Consider the following 13,919-nt stretch of genomic DNA (forward strand, 5'->3'; position numbering starts at 1 on the left):
TCACTCCAGTCCGTCGAGCAGCTCGTCGACCTTCTCGGGCGTGAGCTTCTCGTGGTAATGACCGTTGATGACGACCACCGGCGCGCCGCAGCACGCGGCCACGCACTCTTCCTCGCGCTTGAGGTAGACGCGGCCGTCGGCGGTGGATTCGCCCAGCTTGCAGCCGAGCTTCTTCTCGGCGTGCGCGACCAGGTCCTGCGCGCCGTTGAGCCAGCAGCTGATGTTGGTGCAGAAGGCGACGTTGTTGCGGCCGACCTTCTCGGTCTCGAACATCGAGTAGAAGCTGGCGACCTCGTAGGCCCACACCGGCGGGATTTCCAGGTACTTGGCGACCGCGGCGATCAGCTCGTCGGTCAGCCAGCCGCCGTTCTGCTCCTGCGCCGCGTGCAGCCCCTGCAGTACCGCGGAACGCTTGCGGTCCGGCGGGAACTTGGTCAGCCAGTGGTCGATGTGCGCGCGGGTTTCCGCGCTCAGCGCGACCAGCGGATCGACCGCCCGCGCCTTTTCGAAATTGCCCGTGGCCCTCATCGGTCCACCTCACCGAATACCAGATCGTAGGTGCCGATCATCGCGACGACGTCGGCGAGAAGATGCCCGCGCACCACGCTGTCCATCGACGACAGGTGGGCGAAGCCCGGCGCGCGCAGGTGCACGCGGAACGGCTTGTTGGCGCCGTCGGAAACCAGGTAGCAGCCGAACTCGCCCTTAGGCGCCTCGACCGCGGCGTAGGTCTCGCCGGCCGGCACGCAATAGCCTTCGCTGAACAGCTTGAAGTGGTGGATCAGCGCTTCCATGTCGTCCTTCATGGCCTCGCGCTTCGGCGGCGCGACCTTGAAGTTGTCGACGATCACCGGGCCGGGGTTGGCCTTCAGCCACTTCACGCACTGGCCGATGATGCGGATCGACTGGCGCATTTCCGCCACGCGCACCAGGTAGCGGTCGTAGCAGTCGCCGTTGACGCCGACCGGGATGTCGAAGTCGACCTCGGCGTACTTGGCGTACGGCTGCTTCTTGCGCAGGTCCCACTCGATGCCCGAGCCGCGCAGCATCACCCCGGTCATGCCCCACGCCTTGGCGTGTTCCGGGCTGACCACGCCGATGTTCACGGTGCGCTGCTTCCAGATGCGGTTGTCGGTCAGCAGGGTTTCGTATTCGTCGAAGCGCTTCGGGAATTCCTCGACCAGGTTCTCGAGGAAGTCGAGCATCGTGCCTTCGCGCGCGGCGTTCATCTTCTGCAACGCCTTGCCCTTGTGCCAGCGCGATTCCTTGTACTTCGGCATGCGGTCCGGCAGGTCGCGGTAGACGCCGCCCGGGCGATAGTAGGTCGCGTGCATGCGCGCGCCGCTGACCGCCTCGTAGCAGTCCATCAGCTCCTCGCGCTCGCGGAACGCGTACAGCATCACCGCCATCGCGCCGAGGTCGAGCGCGTTCGAACCGACCCACATCAGGTGGTTGCGGATGCGGGTGATCTCGTCGAACAGGGTGCGGATCCACTGCGCGCGCTCCGGCACCTCGATCCCCATCAGGTTCTCGATGGCGCGCACGTAGGCGTGCTCGTTGCACATCATCGACACGTAGTCGAGGCGGTCCATGTAGCCGATCGACTGGTTGAACGGCTTGGACTCGGCCAGCTTCTCGGTCCCACGGTGCAGCAGGCCGATGTGCGGGTCGGCGCGGACCACGGTTTCGCCGTCCATCTCCAGGATCAGGCGCAGCACGCCGTGCGCGGCCGGGTGCTGCGGGCCGAAGTTCATCGTGTAGTTGCGGATCTCCTGCCTGCTTTCGGCGGGGTTGCTCGCAAAAGCCACGTTGGCGGGGTGTGCGCTCACTTCTTCGCTCCTTCGCGCTGCTCGCCCGACGCGGTCGCATAGCGGGCATCGTCGCGGATCACGCGCGGCACGCCGACGCGCGGCTCCACCGAGGTCACCGGCTCGTAGACCACGCGCTTCTTCTCTTCGTCGTAGCGGACCTCGACGTTGCCGATCAGCGGGAAATCCTTGCGGAACGGATGGCCGACGAAGCCGTAGTCGGTCAGGATGCGGCGCAGGTCCGGATGGCCCTCGAAGACGATGCCGTACAGGTCGAAGGCCTCGCGCTCGAACCAGTTGGCGCCCGGCCACACGTCGACCACCGAAGCCACCACCGGCACGTCGTCGTTCGGGGCGAAACAGCGCACGCGCAGGCGGCGGTTGTGCCGGTACGACAGCAGGTGCGCGACCACGGCGAAACGGTTTTGCGGTGCGGCGACGGGCTGCGCGCCGGCGTCGCCCTGCTCAGCGGTCAGCGCCTCGCCCCAGGCGAAGCGGCCGGCGCCCTTGCCTTCGACGCCGCGGCTGAAGCCCTGCGACGACACGTCGCTGGTATCCCACTCGTCGCTGCCGTAGCTGAAGTAATCGACGCCGCACAGGTCGACCAGCTGCTCGAAGCCGAATTCGTCGCGCAGCGCGACCGCGGTGTCGTGCCACTGCGGCGAGGGCACCTCGACGGTGGTCTCGCCGCGCGCTTCGGTCACGGTCGCGCCGGCGAAGCGCGCGCGCAATTGTTCGGCGAAGTTTTGGGCTTGCTCTGCCATGGGGCGTGGCGTGCCTTGCTCTTGGGTATTGAGGGGGATTACCGGGCTTCCGGACGCTTACTTGCCCGCAACCAGGACTTTCTTTTCCTGCTTGTTGGCGATGCTCTGCGTGCGCCAGATCTTCTTCTGCAGCTGCAGGATGCCGTAGACCAGCGCCTCGGCGGTCGGCGGGCAACCCGGCACGTAGATGTCGACCGGCACGATGCGGTCGCAACCGCGCACCACCGAGTACGAGTAATGGTAGTAACCGCCGCCGTTCGCGCAGCTGCCCATCGAGATCACCCATTTCGGGTCGGGCATCTGGTCGTAGACCTTGCGCAGCGCCGGGGCCATCTTGTTGACCAGGGTGCCGGCCACGATCATCACGTCGGACTGGCGCGGCGACGGGCGGAACACCACGCCGTAGCGGTCCAGGTCCAAGCGCGCGGCGCCGGCGTGCATCATCTCGACCGCGCAGCAGGCCAGGCCGAAGGTCATCGGCCACATCGAGCCGGTGCGCGCCCAGTTCATCAGCGCATCGACGCTGGTGGTCACGTAGCCCTTGTCGAGCAGCGGGTTCTCGCCCTCGGGGCGCAGGATGTCGTCGACCCGCCCTTCCGGGATCGGGTTGTTCATCAGTTTGTCGAGGGTCTGGATCACTCCCATTCGAGGGCTCCCTTCTTCCACACGTAAACGAAGCCCAGGAACAGCATGCCCACGAACAGGCCCATGGTGACCAGCGAGCGCGCGCCGATGTCCATGAACACCTGGGTCCACGGCACGATGAAGATGATTTCGAGATCGAACACGATGAACTGGATCGCGATCAGGTAGTAGCGCACGTCGAACTTCATGCGCGCGTCCTCGAACGCCTCGAAGCCGCATTCGTACGGCGACAGTTTCTCCGCGTCGGGCCGGCGCGGGCCGAGGAAACGACCGGCCACCATCAGCGCGACGCCGATGCCGGTGGCGACGATCAGGAACAGCAGGGTCGGCAGGTAGTTGGCGAGCACTCGCGATTCTCTGGTTCTGGTCCGGTTGGCCGGCGCGGAAGACCCCGCCCGGCGTGCGCTCCACCCTTCCGCGGCGTCCGTGGACGCGTTCGTACCGGGTGGCCCGATGAACAGGAGAATTGTAGCGGCAGGCGAACTGCCGCGTAAACGTTTTGCGGCGCGGCAAACGCGATTCCGGCGGAAAACCGCCATGCTTGCGGCGAACGGATGCGAGGCGATCGCGCTTGCGCGCGGCCCGAAGCGCGTCGCCGGCGCGGCCAAAGGCGAACCGCCGTTCGTCCGGAAAAGAAAAACCCCGGCAAGGCCGGGGTCTGTATGGTGCCCAAGAGGGGACTCGAACCCCTACGGATCTCTCCGCTACCACCTCAAGGTAGTGCGTCTACCAATTCCGCCACCTGGGCTGAAGCTGCGCTGCGTATTGTAGCGATTACTGGCCCTGCGCCGGAACGGGAGGCGCGGGCTGCTGCGGTTGCGGCTGCGCCGGTTCCGCGCCGGCCGGGGCCGGAACCGTGGACGGCGAACCCTGCGTGGCCGCGGGCGCCGGGATCGCCGACGCCGGCAGGCCGCCGGCGCCCTGCGGCGCGGCCGGCTGCTCGGTCATCACGCCCAGGTTGACCTGCTGCGCGGGACGGGCGCCGTGCGCGGCGCGCCATTCCATGAACAGGGCGATGGCGAAGAAGGCCACCGCCAGCCACTTGGTGCTCTTGGACAGGAAGTTGGACGCGCCGCGCGCGCCGAACACGGTGCCGGAGGCGCCCGCGCCGAAGCCGGAGCCGGCCTGCGCGCCTGCGCCGCGCTGCATCAGCACCAGGGCGATGATCGCCACGGCGATCAGCACGAACAGCACGTTGAGGATCAACATCATGAGAACGGTACTCTCGGGTGAATTGCTTGCGTCGGTCAGCGGACCGCCGCGCGGGCGATGGCGAGGAAATCCGCCGCCACCAGCGAAGCGCCGCCGATCAGCCCGCCGTCGATGTCCGGCTGGGCGAACAGCGCCGCGGCGTTGTCCGGCTTCACGCTGCCGCCGTACAGCACCGGCAGCGAACTGGCGATTCTAGCATCCCGCGCGGCCACCTGGCCACGGATGAAGGCGTGCATCTCCTGCGCCTGCTCCGGTGTCGCGGTGCGCCCCGTGCCGATGGCCCAGACCGGCTCGTAGGCGACCACCGCGCCGGCGAAGGCCGCCACGCCGGCGCGTTCCAGCACCGGCTGCAGCTGCGCGGCGATCGTTTCCTCGGCCTGGCCCGCCTCGCGCTGCTCCAGGGTTTCGCCGACGCAGAGGATCGGAACCAGGCCGGCATTCTTCGCCGCGACGAATTTCTTCGCGACCAGGTCGCTGTTCTCGTAATGGTACTGGCGGCGCTCGGAATGGCCGACCAGGCCATACCGCGCGCCGACGTCGGCCAGCATCGCCGCCGAGACCTCGCCGGTGAACGCGCCCTTCTCGTTGTGGCTGACGTCCTGTGCGCCGAATCCGAGTTCGACCTGCTCGAAGTCCTCGATCAGGTCGCCCAGGTACGGCAGCGGCGGCAGAATCACCACGTCGACGCCCGGCAACGGCAGCGCCCCGGCGATTTCGGCGACCAGCGCGGTGGCAAAGCCGCGGGTGCCATGCAGTTTCCAGTTTCCGGCTACGATCTTCCGTCGCACAAGACCAGTTCCATTCCAATTCGGACGCGCAAGGATACCCGATGAATCGAGTTTCGCCCGCCGCCGCCGCAAGCGACGCCTCCCCTGCCCGCCCCGGCCATGCGCTGGTCACCGGGGCATCCAGCGGCATCGGCGAAGCGATCGCCCGCGAATACGCGCGCCGCGGCGTGCCGCTGGTGCTGGCCGCGCGACGCATGGACCGGCTGGAAAAGCTGGCGAACGAGCTTCGGGCGCAGGTGCCGGTCGAAACCATCGCGGTCGACCTGTCCGATCCCGCCGCACCGGCGGCGCTGGTCGACGAAATCCACAGGCGCGGGCTGAAGGTGCGCATCCTGGTGAACAACGCCGGCTACGGCGTTGCCGGCCGCTACCTGAAGAACGACTGGCCGACGCACGCGGCCTTCCTGCAGGTGATGATCGGCGCGGTCAGCGAGCTGGCCTGGCGCCTGCTGCCGGACATCCGCGAAAGCGGGAACGGCCGCATCATCAACGTGTCGTCGGTCGCCGGGCTGGTGCCGGGCGCCGACGGGCAGACGCTGTACGCGCCGGTGAAGTCGTACATGGTGAAGCTGAGCGAATCGCTGCAGTTGGAAAACCTCGACCGCGGCGTCAACGTCACCGCGCTGTGCCCGGGCTTCACCTGGTCGGAATTCCACGACGTGACCGGCACCCGCGGGATGATGGACAGGCTGCCGAAGTGGATCTGGCTGCGGGCCGACGACGTGGCGCGCGCCGGCATCGACGCGGTCGAACGCGGACAGGTGATCGTGGTGCCAGGGTGGCGCTACAAGCTGCTGGTGTTCGTCGCCAAGCACCTGCCGGACTCGTGGATGCTGGGCTTGATGAAGCGCAATTCGAGGAGGTACCGGAAAGTGGATTGACGTAGGGCGGGTCTTGACCCGCCCTACCAGTTCTGCGTCATTGTCGCCGGAGGAAATCCCGCAAGACATGAAGAACCATCTCGGATTCTGAGACAAGCCGAATGCAGCCTTCGGCTTCCACACTCTCTGTCGGAGACAGGCTAGATGGATGTCATCGAAACCTTCATTTCGGGAATGATGATGGCGGCCGGATGCCTAGTGGTCTGCATACTCCTATTCGTGGCGGGAATCCTGGCAATCTCGTTTTGGCCCGTCACCTTGATTGCCACTGCTCTCGCATTCCTGCTGCTTTTCGGCTACTTGGCCGAAAAACGCCGGAAGGCCTTGGCAGGCACAACAGCGCCAACCGACCGCAAGGAATGAAAAGTCTTTCTCTCCCTTGAGACGATCAAGCCCTGCCCACATTGCGCTTGATCGAAAAAGCACGCAGATCGGGGCCAAGCTCGCACGGCGCGCCAGGCATTGCCGAGCGCGGAACGTTAAACAGCCGAGCGAACTCGACTCCATGAAAGCGAAGGACGGGTTTCCCCGCCCTTGCGCCCAAAGTAAAGCATCGCGCCCTGCGCTGCGCTCCTACTTCAGCTTGATTTCCTTCAGGCGCTGCTCGAGGAAGCCGTGCGCGGTGATCGGCTCAGGATAGCGGTCCGGGTTGTCCGCCGTGATCGTCGACGGCAGCGTCTTGATCAGGAAATCCGGGTTCGGGTGCAGGAAGAACGGCACCGAGTAGCGCGGCTTGCGCGCCTCCTCGCCCGGCGGGTTGACCACGCGGTGGATGGTCGACGGATACACGTGGTTGGTCAGGCGCTGCAGCATGTCGCCGATGTTCACCACGATGGTGTCCTCGTCCGAGGTGAACGGTACCCACTCGCCCGCGCGCGACTGCACTTCCAGCCCCGCCGCGCTGGCGCCGACCAGCAGGGTGATGAAATTGATGTCGCCGTGCGCGCCGGCGCGCACGTTGGGGATGTCGTCGGTGGTGATCGGCGGGTAGTGGATCGGGCGCAGGATCGAGTTGCCGAAGTTGGTCTTGTCGGCGAAGAAATGTTCCGGCAGGCCGATGTGCAGCGCCAGCGCGCACAGCACGCGCGAGCCCAGCCTGTCGAGCGCGTCGTACAGCGCGTAGCCGTATTCGCGGAATCCCGGCACTTCCTCCGGCCAGATGTTCGGCGGCATGACCTCGCGGTACTTCGAGTCGTCCGGGATCTCGCGGCCGATGTGCCAGAACTCCTTCAGGTCGAAGTACTTCGAACCCTTCGCCGTCTCCACGCCGAATGGGGTGTAGCCGCGCGCGCCGCCGCCGCCGGGCACGTGGTACTTCTTCTTCACCTCTTCCGGCAGCGCGAAGAACTTCCTGAACGCATCGTAGGCGTTGTCGATCAGCGACTGCGGGATGCCGTGGTTGCGGATGCCGGCGAAACCCCATTCGCGGTAGGCGGCGCCCAGCTCAGCGACGAAGGCGTCGCGGTCGCGGTCGTAGCGGGTGATGTCGAGGGTGGGAATGCGGGAAGCCATGTCTCGTCGTTTGCTCCGTGGAAGGGCCTGGCGGCATGTTCCTGCGCCACCGCCGGGAACGCATTGATCCGGATCAGGTCGCGGCGGCACGCACCGCCTCGGCCAGCCAGCCGAGGGTGGATTGCATCAGCGCATCGTCGTCGGCCTCGACCGTGACCCGCACCACCGGCTCGGTGCCGGACGGGCGCAGGAAGGCGCGGCCGCGGCCGGACACCGCCGCCTGCGCCGCGGCCAGCGCGGCCTGCACGCCGGCGGCTTCGACCACGCCCCTGGCGTTGCCGTTCAGGCGCACGTTGACGGTCTGCTGCGGCAGCATTTCCAGCCCGGCCAGCGCCTCGCGCAGGCCCTTGCCGTTGCGCCTCAGCGCCTCCAGCACCTGCAGCGCGCTGACGATGCCGTCGCCGGTGTTGACCCGGTCCAGGCACAGGATGTGCCCCGATGCCTCGCCGCCGAGGATGCCGTGGCCCTCGACCAGCGCCTGGTGCACGTAGCGGTCGCCGACCTTGGCCCGCAGGAACGGAATCCCGCGCTCGGCCAGCGCCTTTTCCAGGCCGTAGTTGCTCATCAGCGTGCCGACCACCGTGCCGCGCAGGCGACCGCTCTTGTGCCAGTCGCAGGCCAGCACGTAGATCAGGCCGTCGCCGTCGACGATGCCGCCGTTGCCGTCGACGAACATCACCCGGTCGCCGTCGCCGTCGAAGGCGATGCCGAGGTCGGCGCCGGTTTCGACCACGCGCGCGGCCAGCTTTTCCGGATGGGTGGAACCGACGCCATCGTTGATGTTCAGGCCGTTCGGCGCATCGCCGATGACATCGACCTGCGCGCCGAGTTCGCGGAACACGATCGGCGCCACCTGGTAGGTCGCGCCGTTGGCGCAGTCCATCACGATGCGCAACCCGGCCAGGTCGAAGCGGCGCGGCACCGTGCCCTTGCACGCCTCGACGTAGCGCCCCACCGCGTCGCGGGTGCGCACCGCCTTGCCGAGCGCGTCCGACGCGACGGTGACGAACGGCAGTTCCAGCGCCGCCTCGATCGCCGCCTCGGTCGCATCGTCGAGTTTCTCGCCCTCGGCGGAGAAGAACTTGATGCCGTTGTCGTGGTGCGGGTTGTGCGAGGCCGAAATGACGATGCCGCCGTCGGCGCGCAGCGCGCGGGTCAGGTGCGAGACCGCCGGGGTCGGCATCGGCCCCATCAGCTGCACGTCGACGCCCGCGGCGACCAGGCCCGCTTCCAGCGCCGCCTCGAACATGTAATTGGAGATGCGCGTGTCCTTGCCGATGATCACCTGCGGCTTGCGCCAGGCCGCGGACTGCCCCGCCCTGGCGCGGTCCTTCGCCGACGCGACCAGCGACTGGCCGTAGGCGTTGCCCAGGCGCAGGATGAAATCCGCGGAGATCGGCGCGATGCCGACGCGGCCGCGGATGCCGTCGGTGCCGAAGTATTTGCGGCTCATGCGATTGCTCCCTGTCCGGCCGCCGGAAACCGGCGGCCCGCCCCGATTACGCCACCGTCTCCACGTCCGCGGCCGGTTGCGGCTGTTTCATCAGCAACGCGAACAGGTCGGCCAGGCGGTCGCGCAGCTCGCGGCGGTCGCAGATCTGGTCGATCGCGCCGTGCTCGAGCAGGAATTCGGAACGCTGGAAGCCTTCCGGCAGGGTCTCGCGCACGGTCTGCTCGATCACCCGCGGGCCGGCGAAGCCGATCAGCGCGCCCGGCTCGGCGATGTTGATGTCGCCCAGCATCGCGAACGAAGCCGACACGCCGCCGGTGGTCGGATGGGTCAGCACGGAGACGTACGGCAGGCCCGCCGCGCGCAGCTTGCCCAGCGCGGCCGAGGTCTTGGCCATCTGCATCAGCGAGAACAGGCTTTCCTGCATGCGCGCGCCGCCGCTGGCGGAGAAGCTGACGAACGGGCAGCCCAACTCCAGCGCCTTCTCCGCGCCCAGCGAGAAACGCTCGCCGACCACCGAGCCCATCGAGCCGCCCATGTAGGCGAAATCGAAGGCGCCGGCGACCAGGTCGCGGCCCTTCAGCTTGCCGCGCAGGGTGATGAACGCGTCGCGCTCACCGGTGTTCTTCTGCGCCACCTTGATCCGTTCGGAATACTTCTTCTGGTCCTTGAACTTGAGCACGTCGGTCGGGCCCAGCGCCGCGCCGATCTCCTCGGTCGGACCGGCGTCGAACAGCGCCGCCAGCCGCGCGCGGGCGCGGATCGGGCGGTGGAAGCCGCACTTCGGGCAGACCTCGAGGTTCTCTTCCAGCTCCGGGCCGTACAGCACCGCGCCACAGCCCTCGCACTTTTCCCACAGGCCCTCGGGCACGCTGCGCTTGGCCCTGGCGGTCTTGGCCTCGGTACGGATGCCCGCGGGCATCAGTTTGTTGATCCAGCTCATGGGTTCGTATTTCCTGTCCGGGCCGGTGCCCGGAGCCAACGCTGCAGTTTAGCGCACCGCGTCCAGCGCCCGCCGCAGCGGGGCCAGGAACTCCGACGCGGTCCGCACCGGATCGGCCGCTTCGGCCAGCGCCGCGACCAGCGCGCTGCCGACCACCACGCCGTCGGCATCGGCCGCCATCGTCCCGGCGCTGGCGGCGTCCTTGATGCCGAAGCCGGCGACCACCGGCGCCCTGGCCTGCGCACGGATCCGGCGCAGGCGTTCCGTGGCGGCGGCCGTGTCCAGGCGGTCGGAAGCGCCGGTGACGCCGGCGAAGCTGACGTAGTACAGGTAGCCCTGCGCCTGCTCGCAAAGCGCGGCCAGGCGCGCGTCCGAGGTGGTCGGCGCGGCCAGCGCGATCAGGTCGAGGCCGTGGCGGTTGAAGATGGCGCGGGTCTCGGCCGCCTCCTCCGGCGGCAGGTCGACCAGCAGCACGCCGTCGACGCCGGCTGCCGCGGCTTCCCGGGCGAAGCGCTCGCTGCCGTGGATTTCCACCGGGTTGAGGTAGCCCATCAGCACGATCGGCGTATCCGCGTCGGTCTTGCGGAACCCGGCCACGACCTGCAGCACGTAACGCAGCCCGGCGCCGCGCGCCAGCGCGCGCTCGGAGCTGCGCTGGATGGTCGGGCCGTCGGCCATCGGGTCGGAGAACGGCACGCCGAGTTCGATCACGTCGGCGCCGGCCGCCACCAGCGCGTGCAGCACCGGCACCGTCGCGTCCAGCGACGGGTCGCCGGCGGTGACGAAGGGGACCAGCGCCTTGCGGCCCGCGGCGGACAGCGCGGCCAGGCGCGACGCGATGCGGCCCATCAGGCGTCGGTTCCGTCGCCCGCCGCCTGCTGCGCGGCCGCGGCGGCCGCGTATTCGGCGGCCAGCTCGGATTCGCCGACCTCGATGCCACGCTCGCTGCCGAGGCCGTCGATGTGCTCGTTGAGCATGCGCCGGTACATGTTGGTCATGTAGTCGAGGAATTCCTTGCGCGAGGCCGGCACGTCGCCCTCGACCGACAGGTAGACGTGCGCGTTGAAGCGCGCCGCCGCGTACAGCGAGGCCACGCTGATGCGCTTGAGGCCCTGCTGCTTGGACTGGCGGTTGGTCAGTTCCAGGTATTCGTTGACGCAGGTGAAGAAGGCCGGGTCGAGGTTGTTCGGCTTGCCGGGATTGCCACCCTGGGGATTCTGTTCGCTCATTTCGGTCTGCTGTTGCCGGGTTGGGTTCGGAAGGTGGTGCTTCAAAGGACAATGTTCTCGCGCGCGGCGATGGTATGCACGTCCTTGTCGCCGCGGCCGGACAGGTTGCACAGCACCAGCGCATCCTTCGGCAGTCCGCGGGCCAGCTTGATCGCCTGCGCGACCGCGTGGCTGGATTCGAGCGCAGCGAGGATGCCCTCGGTGCGCGCCAGGGCGTGGAACGCGGCCAGCGCCTCGTCGTCGGTGACGCCGACGTATTCGGCGCGGCCGCTGTCCTTCAGGAACGCGTGCTCGGGGCCGACGCCGGGATAATCCAGGCCGGCGGACACCGAATGCGTTTCGACGATCTGCCCGTCGTCGTCGCAGATCACGTAGGTGCGGTTGCCGTGCAGCACGCCGGGACGGCCGGCGGACAGCGACGCGGCGTGGCGGCCGGTGGCGATGCCGTCGCCGGCCGCCTCCGCGCCGACGATGCGCACGCCGGCGTCGTTGAGGAAGGCGTGGAACAGGCCGATCGCGTTGCTGCCCCCGCCGACGCAGGCGGTGATCGCGTCGGGCAGGCGGCCGTAGTCTTCCAGCATCTGCGCGCGCGCTTCGCGCCCGACCACCGCGTTGAAGTCGCGGACCATGCGCGGGTACGGGTCGGGGCCGGCGACGGTGCCGATGATGTAGAAGGTATCGGCGACGTTCGTCACCCAGTCGCGCATCGCCTCGTTCAGCGCGTCCTTCAGCGTGGCCGAGCCCGATGTCACCGGCACCACGCTGGCGCCGAGCAGCTTCATCCGGTAGACGTTGATCTTCTGCCGCTCGATGTCGGTCGCGCCCATGTAGACCACGCATTCCAGCCCGAGCCGCGCGGCGACGGTGGCCGACGCGACGCCGTGCTGGCCGGCGCCGGTCTCGGCGATGATCCGGGTCTTGCCCATGCGCGACGCCAGCAGCGCCTGGCCGATGGTGTTGTTGATCTTGTGCGCGCCGGTGTGGTTCAGGTCCTCGCGCTTGAGCAGGATGCGCGCGCCGCCGACCTCGCGCGAAAGCCGCTCGGCTTCGTAGATCGGGCTGGGCCGGCCGACGTAGTGCTTGAGGTCCTTCTCGAACGCGGCGACGAAGGCCGGGTCGACCCGCGCCGCGTCGTAGGCCGCGGCCAGTTCTTGCAGCGGGCCGATCAGGGTTTCGGCGACGAAGCGCCCGCCGTAGCGGCCGAAATGGCCGGAGGCGTCGGGATACCGGTTGTAATCGATCGCCGCGCGCGGCGCGGCCGGGGAAGCAGGCATAGACAAGGGAATCTCCAGAACCTTGGGAAGCGGTCGCGATGGATGTCGCGGAGCCGGCGGAATGCCGGGGTGCCCTGGCGCGCCGGTTACCTGACGGCAGCCGCCGGCACGCGACGCCAGCGGTGAAGCGAGCGGCCAAACGGTGCGGGGCGGCGGCGAACGTTCATGGAGTGGCCATAGCCTACCCGATCCGGCGCCTTTCCGCCGCAATCATTCACTCGGCCGCCGCATCCGCCGCGCGCACCGCGTCGGCGAAGCGCCGCATCTTTCCCGCGTCCTTGTGCCCCGGTGCGGATTCGATGCCGCCGGCCTCTATCCCGCTCGAAACGTCCACCCCCCATGGCCGCGCGGTGCGGATCGCCAGCCCGACGTTGTCCGCCGAAAGCCCCCCGGCCAGCAGCACCGGCTTGCCTGCCGCCTGCGGCACCCGGCTCCAGTCGAAGCGCCGGCCGCTGCCGCCGGGCTCGCCGGCGCCGTGGCCGTCGAGCAGGAACGCCGACGCCGAAGGGAACCGCGCGAATTCGGCCGCCGCGTCGACGCCCTCCCCGCCCATCGCCACCGCCTTCCAGAACGGCAGCCCGAACACCGCGCAGAACGCGTCGTCCTCGCGGCCGTGGAACTGCAGGATGTCCGGCTCCACCGCTTCGACGATCGTGCGCGCCTCGTCGGCCGGATTGTCCATCAGCAACGCGACCACGCCGATTTCCGCCGGCACCGCCGCGCGCAGCGCTTTCGCCTGTTCCACGCCCAGGCGGCGCGGGCTGCGCGGCGCGAACACCAGGCCGACGTAGTCCACGCCGAGTTCCACCGCCAGCGCGAGGTCGGCAGCGCGGGTGAATCCGCAGAATTTGATCCGGGTACGGGACATGCGGCGAAGCGTAACCGCTTTGCTGGCCGCTCCGCACCGCCTTCGTCGTTGCCACCATTGGCGCCCGGCACCGGCTGCGATCCGGCCGGCGATGCCCGCGTCCTTGTGTCCCCCGCTTCCACCCTGAGAGGAACCCAGGCATGAAGACCAAGTCCGTCCTGTTCGCCGCACTGCTGCTCGTCCCCGCGCTGGCGCTGGCCGCCCCCGGCGACGGGAAATCGAAAGAAGAACCGAAGGCGGAGGCCGCGCACCGCTACGTGATCGAGCGGACCTTCCCCGCGGGCGCCCTGGATGGCCTCAACGACGAGGCCAAGGCCAGGATCAACGCCACCAACGCGAAGTTCGGCGTGAAATGGCTGGTTTCCTACGCCAACGCCGACAAGACCAAGACCTACTGCGTCTATGAAGGCCCGAGCGAGGCGGCCGTGCGCGAGGCGGCGCAGGCCAACGAGATCCCCGTGGACAGCGTCACCGAAGTGCCGGTGACCTTGACGCCGTGACCCCGACGCCCGCGCCTGCGGCGCCGTAGGGGCGCGACGCAACGC

Annotated in this window: 17 protein-coding genes and 1 tRNA gene; 3 read left to right on the forward strand and 15 right to left on the reverse strand. The window is 68.5% G+C overall.

Annotated features, from left to right (window positions below; genetic code table 11):
- The 8 genes from nuoE to tpiA form a co-directional block, all read right to left on the reverse strand.
- Window positions 1-528, reverse strand: a complete 528-nt coding sequence (gene nuoE, locus CSC71_RS02050; RefSeq protein WP_162372684.1) for an NADH-quinone oxidoreductase subunit NuoE — start codon at window positions 526-528, stop codon at window positions 1-3.
- Window positions 525-1,754 carry an NADH-quinone oxidoreductase subunit D gene (locus CSC71_RS02055; RefSeq protein ID WP_246191935.1) on the reverse strand — a complete coding sequence of 410 codons (1,230 nt, stop codon included), beginning with the start codon at window positions 1,752-1,754 and terminating at the stop codon, window positions 525-527. Before CSC71_RS02055 ends, nuoE begins: the two co-directional genes overlap by 4 nt.
- A gap of 71 nt (window positions 1,755-1,825) precedes the next feature.
- Complete coding sequence (locus tag CSC71_RS02060; protein ID WP_162372686.1) at window positions 1,826-2,572, reverse strand: NADH-quinone oxidoreductase subunit C; 747 nt, start codon at window positions 2,570-2,572, stop codon at window positions 1,826-1,828.
- A 57-nt stretch (window positions 2,573-2,629) separates the two neighbouring features.
- Window positions 2,630-3,217: a NuoB/complex I 20 kDa subunit family protein gene (locus CSC71_RS02065; RefSeq protein ID WP_162372687.1), complete on the reverse strand. Its 588-nt coding sequence runs from the start codon at window positions 3,215-3,217 to the stop codon at window positions 2,630-2,632.
- The gene (locus CSC71_RS02070; RefSeq protein ID WP_162372688.1) at window positions 3,208-3,564 is read right to left on the reverse strand and encodes an NADH-quinone oxidoreductase subunit A; all 357 of its coding nucleotides are present in this window, start codon (window positions 3,562-3,564) and stop codon (window positions 3,208-3,210) included. The genes CSC71_RS02065 and CSC71_RS02070 overlap by 10 nt, the downstream gene beginning before the upstream one ends.
- A 316-nt stretch (window positions 3,565-3,880) precedes the next feature.
- A tRNA-Leu gene (locus CSC71_RS02075) sits at window positions 3,881-3,965 on the reverse strand.
- A gap of 26 nt (window positions 3,966-3,991) precedes the next feature.
- A complete protein-coding gene (gene secG, locus CSC71_RS02080) occupies window positions 3,992-4,429 on the reverse strand; it encodes a preprotein translocase subunit SecG (RefSeq protein ID WP_162372689.1) in 438 nt (145 codons plus the stop codon).
- Between the two features lie 35 nt (window positions 4,430-4,464).
- On the reverse strand, window positions 4,465-5,217 hold the full coding sequence (gene tpiA / locus CSC71_RS02085; protein ID WP_162372690.1) for a triose-phosphate isomerase: 753 nt from the start codon (window positions 5,215-5,217) through the stop codon (window positions 4,465-4,467).
- Between the two features lie 41 nt (window positions 5,218-5,258).
- Here tpiA and CSC71_RS02090 point away from each other — a divergent pair, with 41 nt between their 5' ends.
- Complete coding sequence (locus CSC71_RS02090) at window positions 5,259-6,098, forward strand: SDR family NAD(P)-dependent oxidoreductase (protein WP_162372691.1); 840 nt, start codon at window positions 5,259-5,261, stop codon at window positions 6,096-6,098.
- 144 nt (window positions 6,099-6,242) lie between these two features.
- Complete coding sequence (locus tag CSC71_RS02095; RefSeq protein ID WP_162372692.1) at window positions 6,243-6,461, forward strand: hypothetical protein; 219 nt, start codon at window positions 6,243-6,245, stop codon at window positions 6,459-6,461.
- 210 nt (window positions 6,462-6,671) lie between these two features.
- Here CSC71_RS02095 and CSC71_RS02100 read toward each other — a convergent pair whose 3' ends face one another.
- The 7 genes from CSC71_RS02100 to CSC71_RS02130 all read right to left on the reverse strand — a co-directional run bounded on the left by CSC71_RS02100 (window position 6,672) and on the right by CSC71_RS02130 (window position 13,374).
- Window positions 6,672-7,610 carry an isopenicillin N synthase family dioxygenase gene (locus CSC71_RS02100; RefSeq protein ID WP_162372693.1) on the reverse strand — a complete coding sequence of 313 codons (939 nt, stop codon included), beginning with the start codon at window positions 7,608-7,610 and terminating at the stop codon, window positions 6,672-6,674.
- A gap of 73 nt (window positions 7,611-7,683) precedes the next feature.
- Window positions 7,684-9,063 (reverse strand): phosphoglucosamine mutase, encoded by a 1,380-nt coding sequence (gene glmM, locus CSC71_RS02105; RefSeq protein ID WP_162372694.1) that lies wholly within the window; start codon window positions 9,061-9,063, stop codon window positions 7,684-7,686.
- Between the two features lie 46 nt (window positions 9,064-9,109).
- Window positions 9,110-10,003 (reverse strand): acetyl-CoA carboxylase, carboxyltransferase subunit beta, encoded by an 894-nt coding sequence (gene accD, locus CSC71_RS02110; RefSeq protein WP_162372695.1) that lies wholly within the window; start codon window positions 10,001-10,003, stop codon window positions 9,110-9,112.
- A gap of 48 nt (window positions 10,004-10,051) precedes the next feature.
- The gene (gene trpA / locus CSC71_RS02115; RefSeq protein ID WP_162372696.1) at window positions 10,052-10,852 is read right to left on the reverse strand and encodes a tryptophan synthase subunit alpha; all 801 of its coding nucleotides are present in this window, start codon (window positions 10,850-10,852) and stop codon (window positions 10,052-10,054) included.
- Entirely contained in the window at window positions 10,852-11,232 is a 381-nt protein-coding gene (locus tag CSC71_RS02120; RefSeq protein ID WP_162372697.1) for a DUF3144 domain-containing protein, read from the reverse strand. The genes trpA and CSC71_RS02120 overlap by 1 nt, the downstream gene beginning before the upstream one ends.
- A 41-nt stretch (window positions 11,233-11,273) precedes the next feature.
- Window positions 11,274-12,506 carry a tryptophan synthase subunit beta gene (gene trpB, locus CSC71_RS02125; protein WP_162372698.1) on the reverse strand — a complete coding sequence of 411 codons (1,233 nt, stop codon included), beginning with the start codon at window positions 12,504-12,506 and terminating at the stop codon, window positions 11,274-11,276.
- Between the two features lie 214 nt (window positions 12,507-12,720).
- Window positions 12,721-13,374 (reverse strand): phosphoribosylanthranilate isomerase, encoded by a 654-nt coding sequence (locus tag CSC71_RS02130; protein ID WP_162372699.1) that lies wholly within the window; start codon window positions 13,372-13,374, stop codon window positions 12,721-12,723.
- Between the two features lie 140 nt (window positions 13,375-13,514).
- On the opposite strand from CSC71_RS02130, the gene CSC71_RS02135 reads away from it, so the two are divergent.
- The gene (locus tag CSC71_RS02135) at window positions 13,515-13,874 is read left to right on the forward strand and encodes a DUF4242 domain-containing protein (RefSeq protein WP_162372700.1); all 360 of its coding nucleotides are present in this window, start codon (window positions 13,515-13,517) and stop codon (window positions 13,872-13,874) included.
- The last annotated feature ends 45 nt before the right edge of the window (window positions 13,875-13,919 follow it).

This window comes from Pseudoxanthomonas sangjuensis (assembly GCF_010211755.1).
Classification (GTDB): Bacteria; Pseudomonadota; Gammaproteobacteria; order Xanthomonadales; family Xanthomonadaceae; genus Pseudoxanthomonas_A; species Pseudoxanthomonas_A sangjuensis.

Bases quoted from the DNA above. Each gene is read 5' to 3' on its own strand.
- nuoE (WP_162372684.1), bottom strand. From the start codon at position 528: ATGAGGGCCACGGGCAATTTCGAAAAGGCGCGGGCGGTCGATCCGCTG.
- CSC71_RS02055 (WP_246191935.1), bottom strand. From the start codon at position 1,754: ATGAACTTCGGCCCGCAGCACCCGGCCGCGCACGGCGTGCTGCGCCTG.
- CSC71_RS02060 (WP_162372686.1), bottom strand. From the start codon at position 2,572: ATGGCAGAGCAAGCCCAAAACTTCGCCGAACAATTGCGCGCGCGCTTC.
- CSC71_RS02065 (WP_162372687.1), bottom strand. From the start codon at position 3,217: ATGGGAGTGATCCAGACCCTCGACAAACTGATGAACAACCCGATCCCG.
- secG (WP_162372689.1), bottom strand. From the start codon at position 4,429: ATGATGTTGATCCTCAACGTGCTGTTCGTGCTGATCGCCGTGGCGATC.
- CSC71_RS02090 (WP_162372691.1), top strand. From the start codon at position 5,259: ATGAATCGAGTTTCGCCCGCCGCCGCCGCAAGCGACGCCTCCCCTGCC.
- CSC71_RS02095 (WP_162372692.1), top strand. From the start codon at position 6,243: ATGGATGTCATCGAAACCTTCATTTCGGGAATGATGATGGCGGCCGGA.
- CSC71_RS02100 (WP_162372693.1), bottom strand. From the start codon at position 7,610: ATGGCTTCCCGCATTCCCACCCTCGACATCACCCGCTACGACCGCGAC.
- glmM (WP_162372694.1), bottom strand. From the start codon at position 9,063: ATGAGCCGCAAATACTTCGGCACCGACGGCATCCGCGGCCGCGTCGGC.
- accD (WP_162372695.1), bottom strand. From the start codon at position 10,003: ATGAGCTGGATCAACAAACTGATGCCCGCGGGCATCCGTACCGAGGCC.
- trpA (WP_162372696.1), bottom strand. From the start codon at position 10,852: ATGGGCCGCATCGCGTCGCGCCTGGCCGCGCTGTCCGCCGCGGGCCGC.
- CSC71_RS02120 (WP_162372697.1), bottom strand. From the start codon at position 11,232: ATGAGCGAACAGAATCCCCAGGGTGGCAATCCCGGCAAGCCGAACAAC.
- trpB (WP_162372698.1), bottom strand. From the start codon at position 12,506: ATGCCTGCTTCCCCGGCCGCGCCGCGCGCGGCGATCGATTACAACCGG.
- CSC71_RS02130 (WP_162372699.1), bottom strand. From the start codon at position 13,374: ATGTCCCGTACCCGGATCAAATTCTGCGGATTCACCCGCGCTGCCGAC.
- CSC71_RS02135 (WP_162372700.1), top strand. From the start codon at position 13,515: ATGAAGACCAAGTCCGTCCTGTTCGCCGCACTGCTGCTCGTCCCCGCG.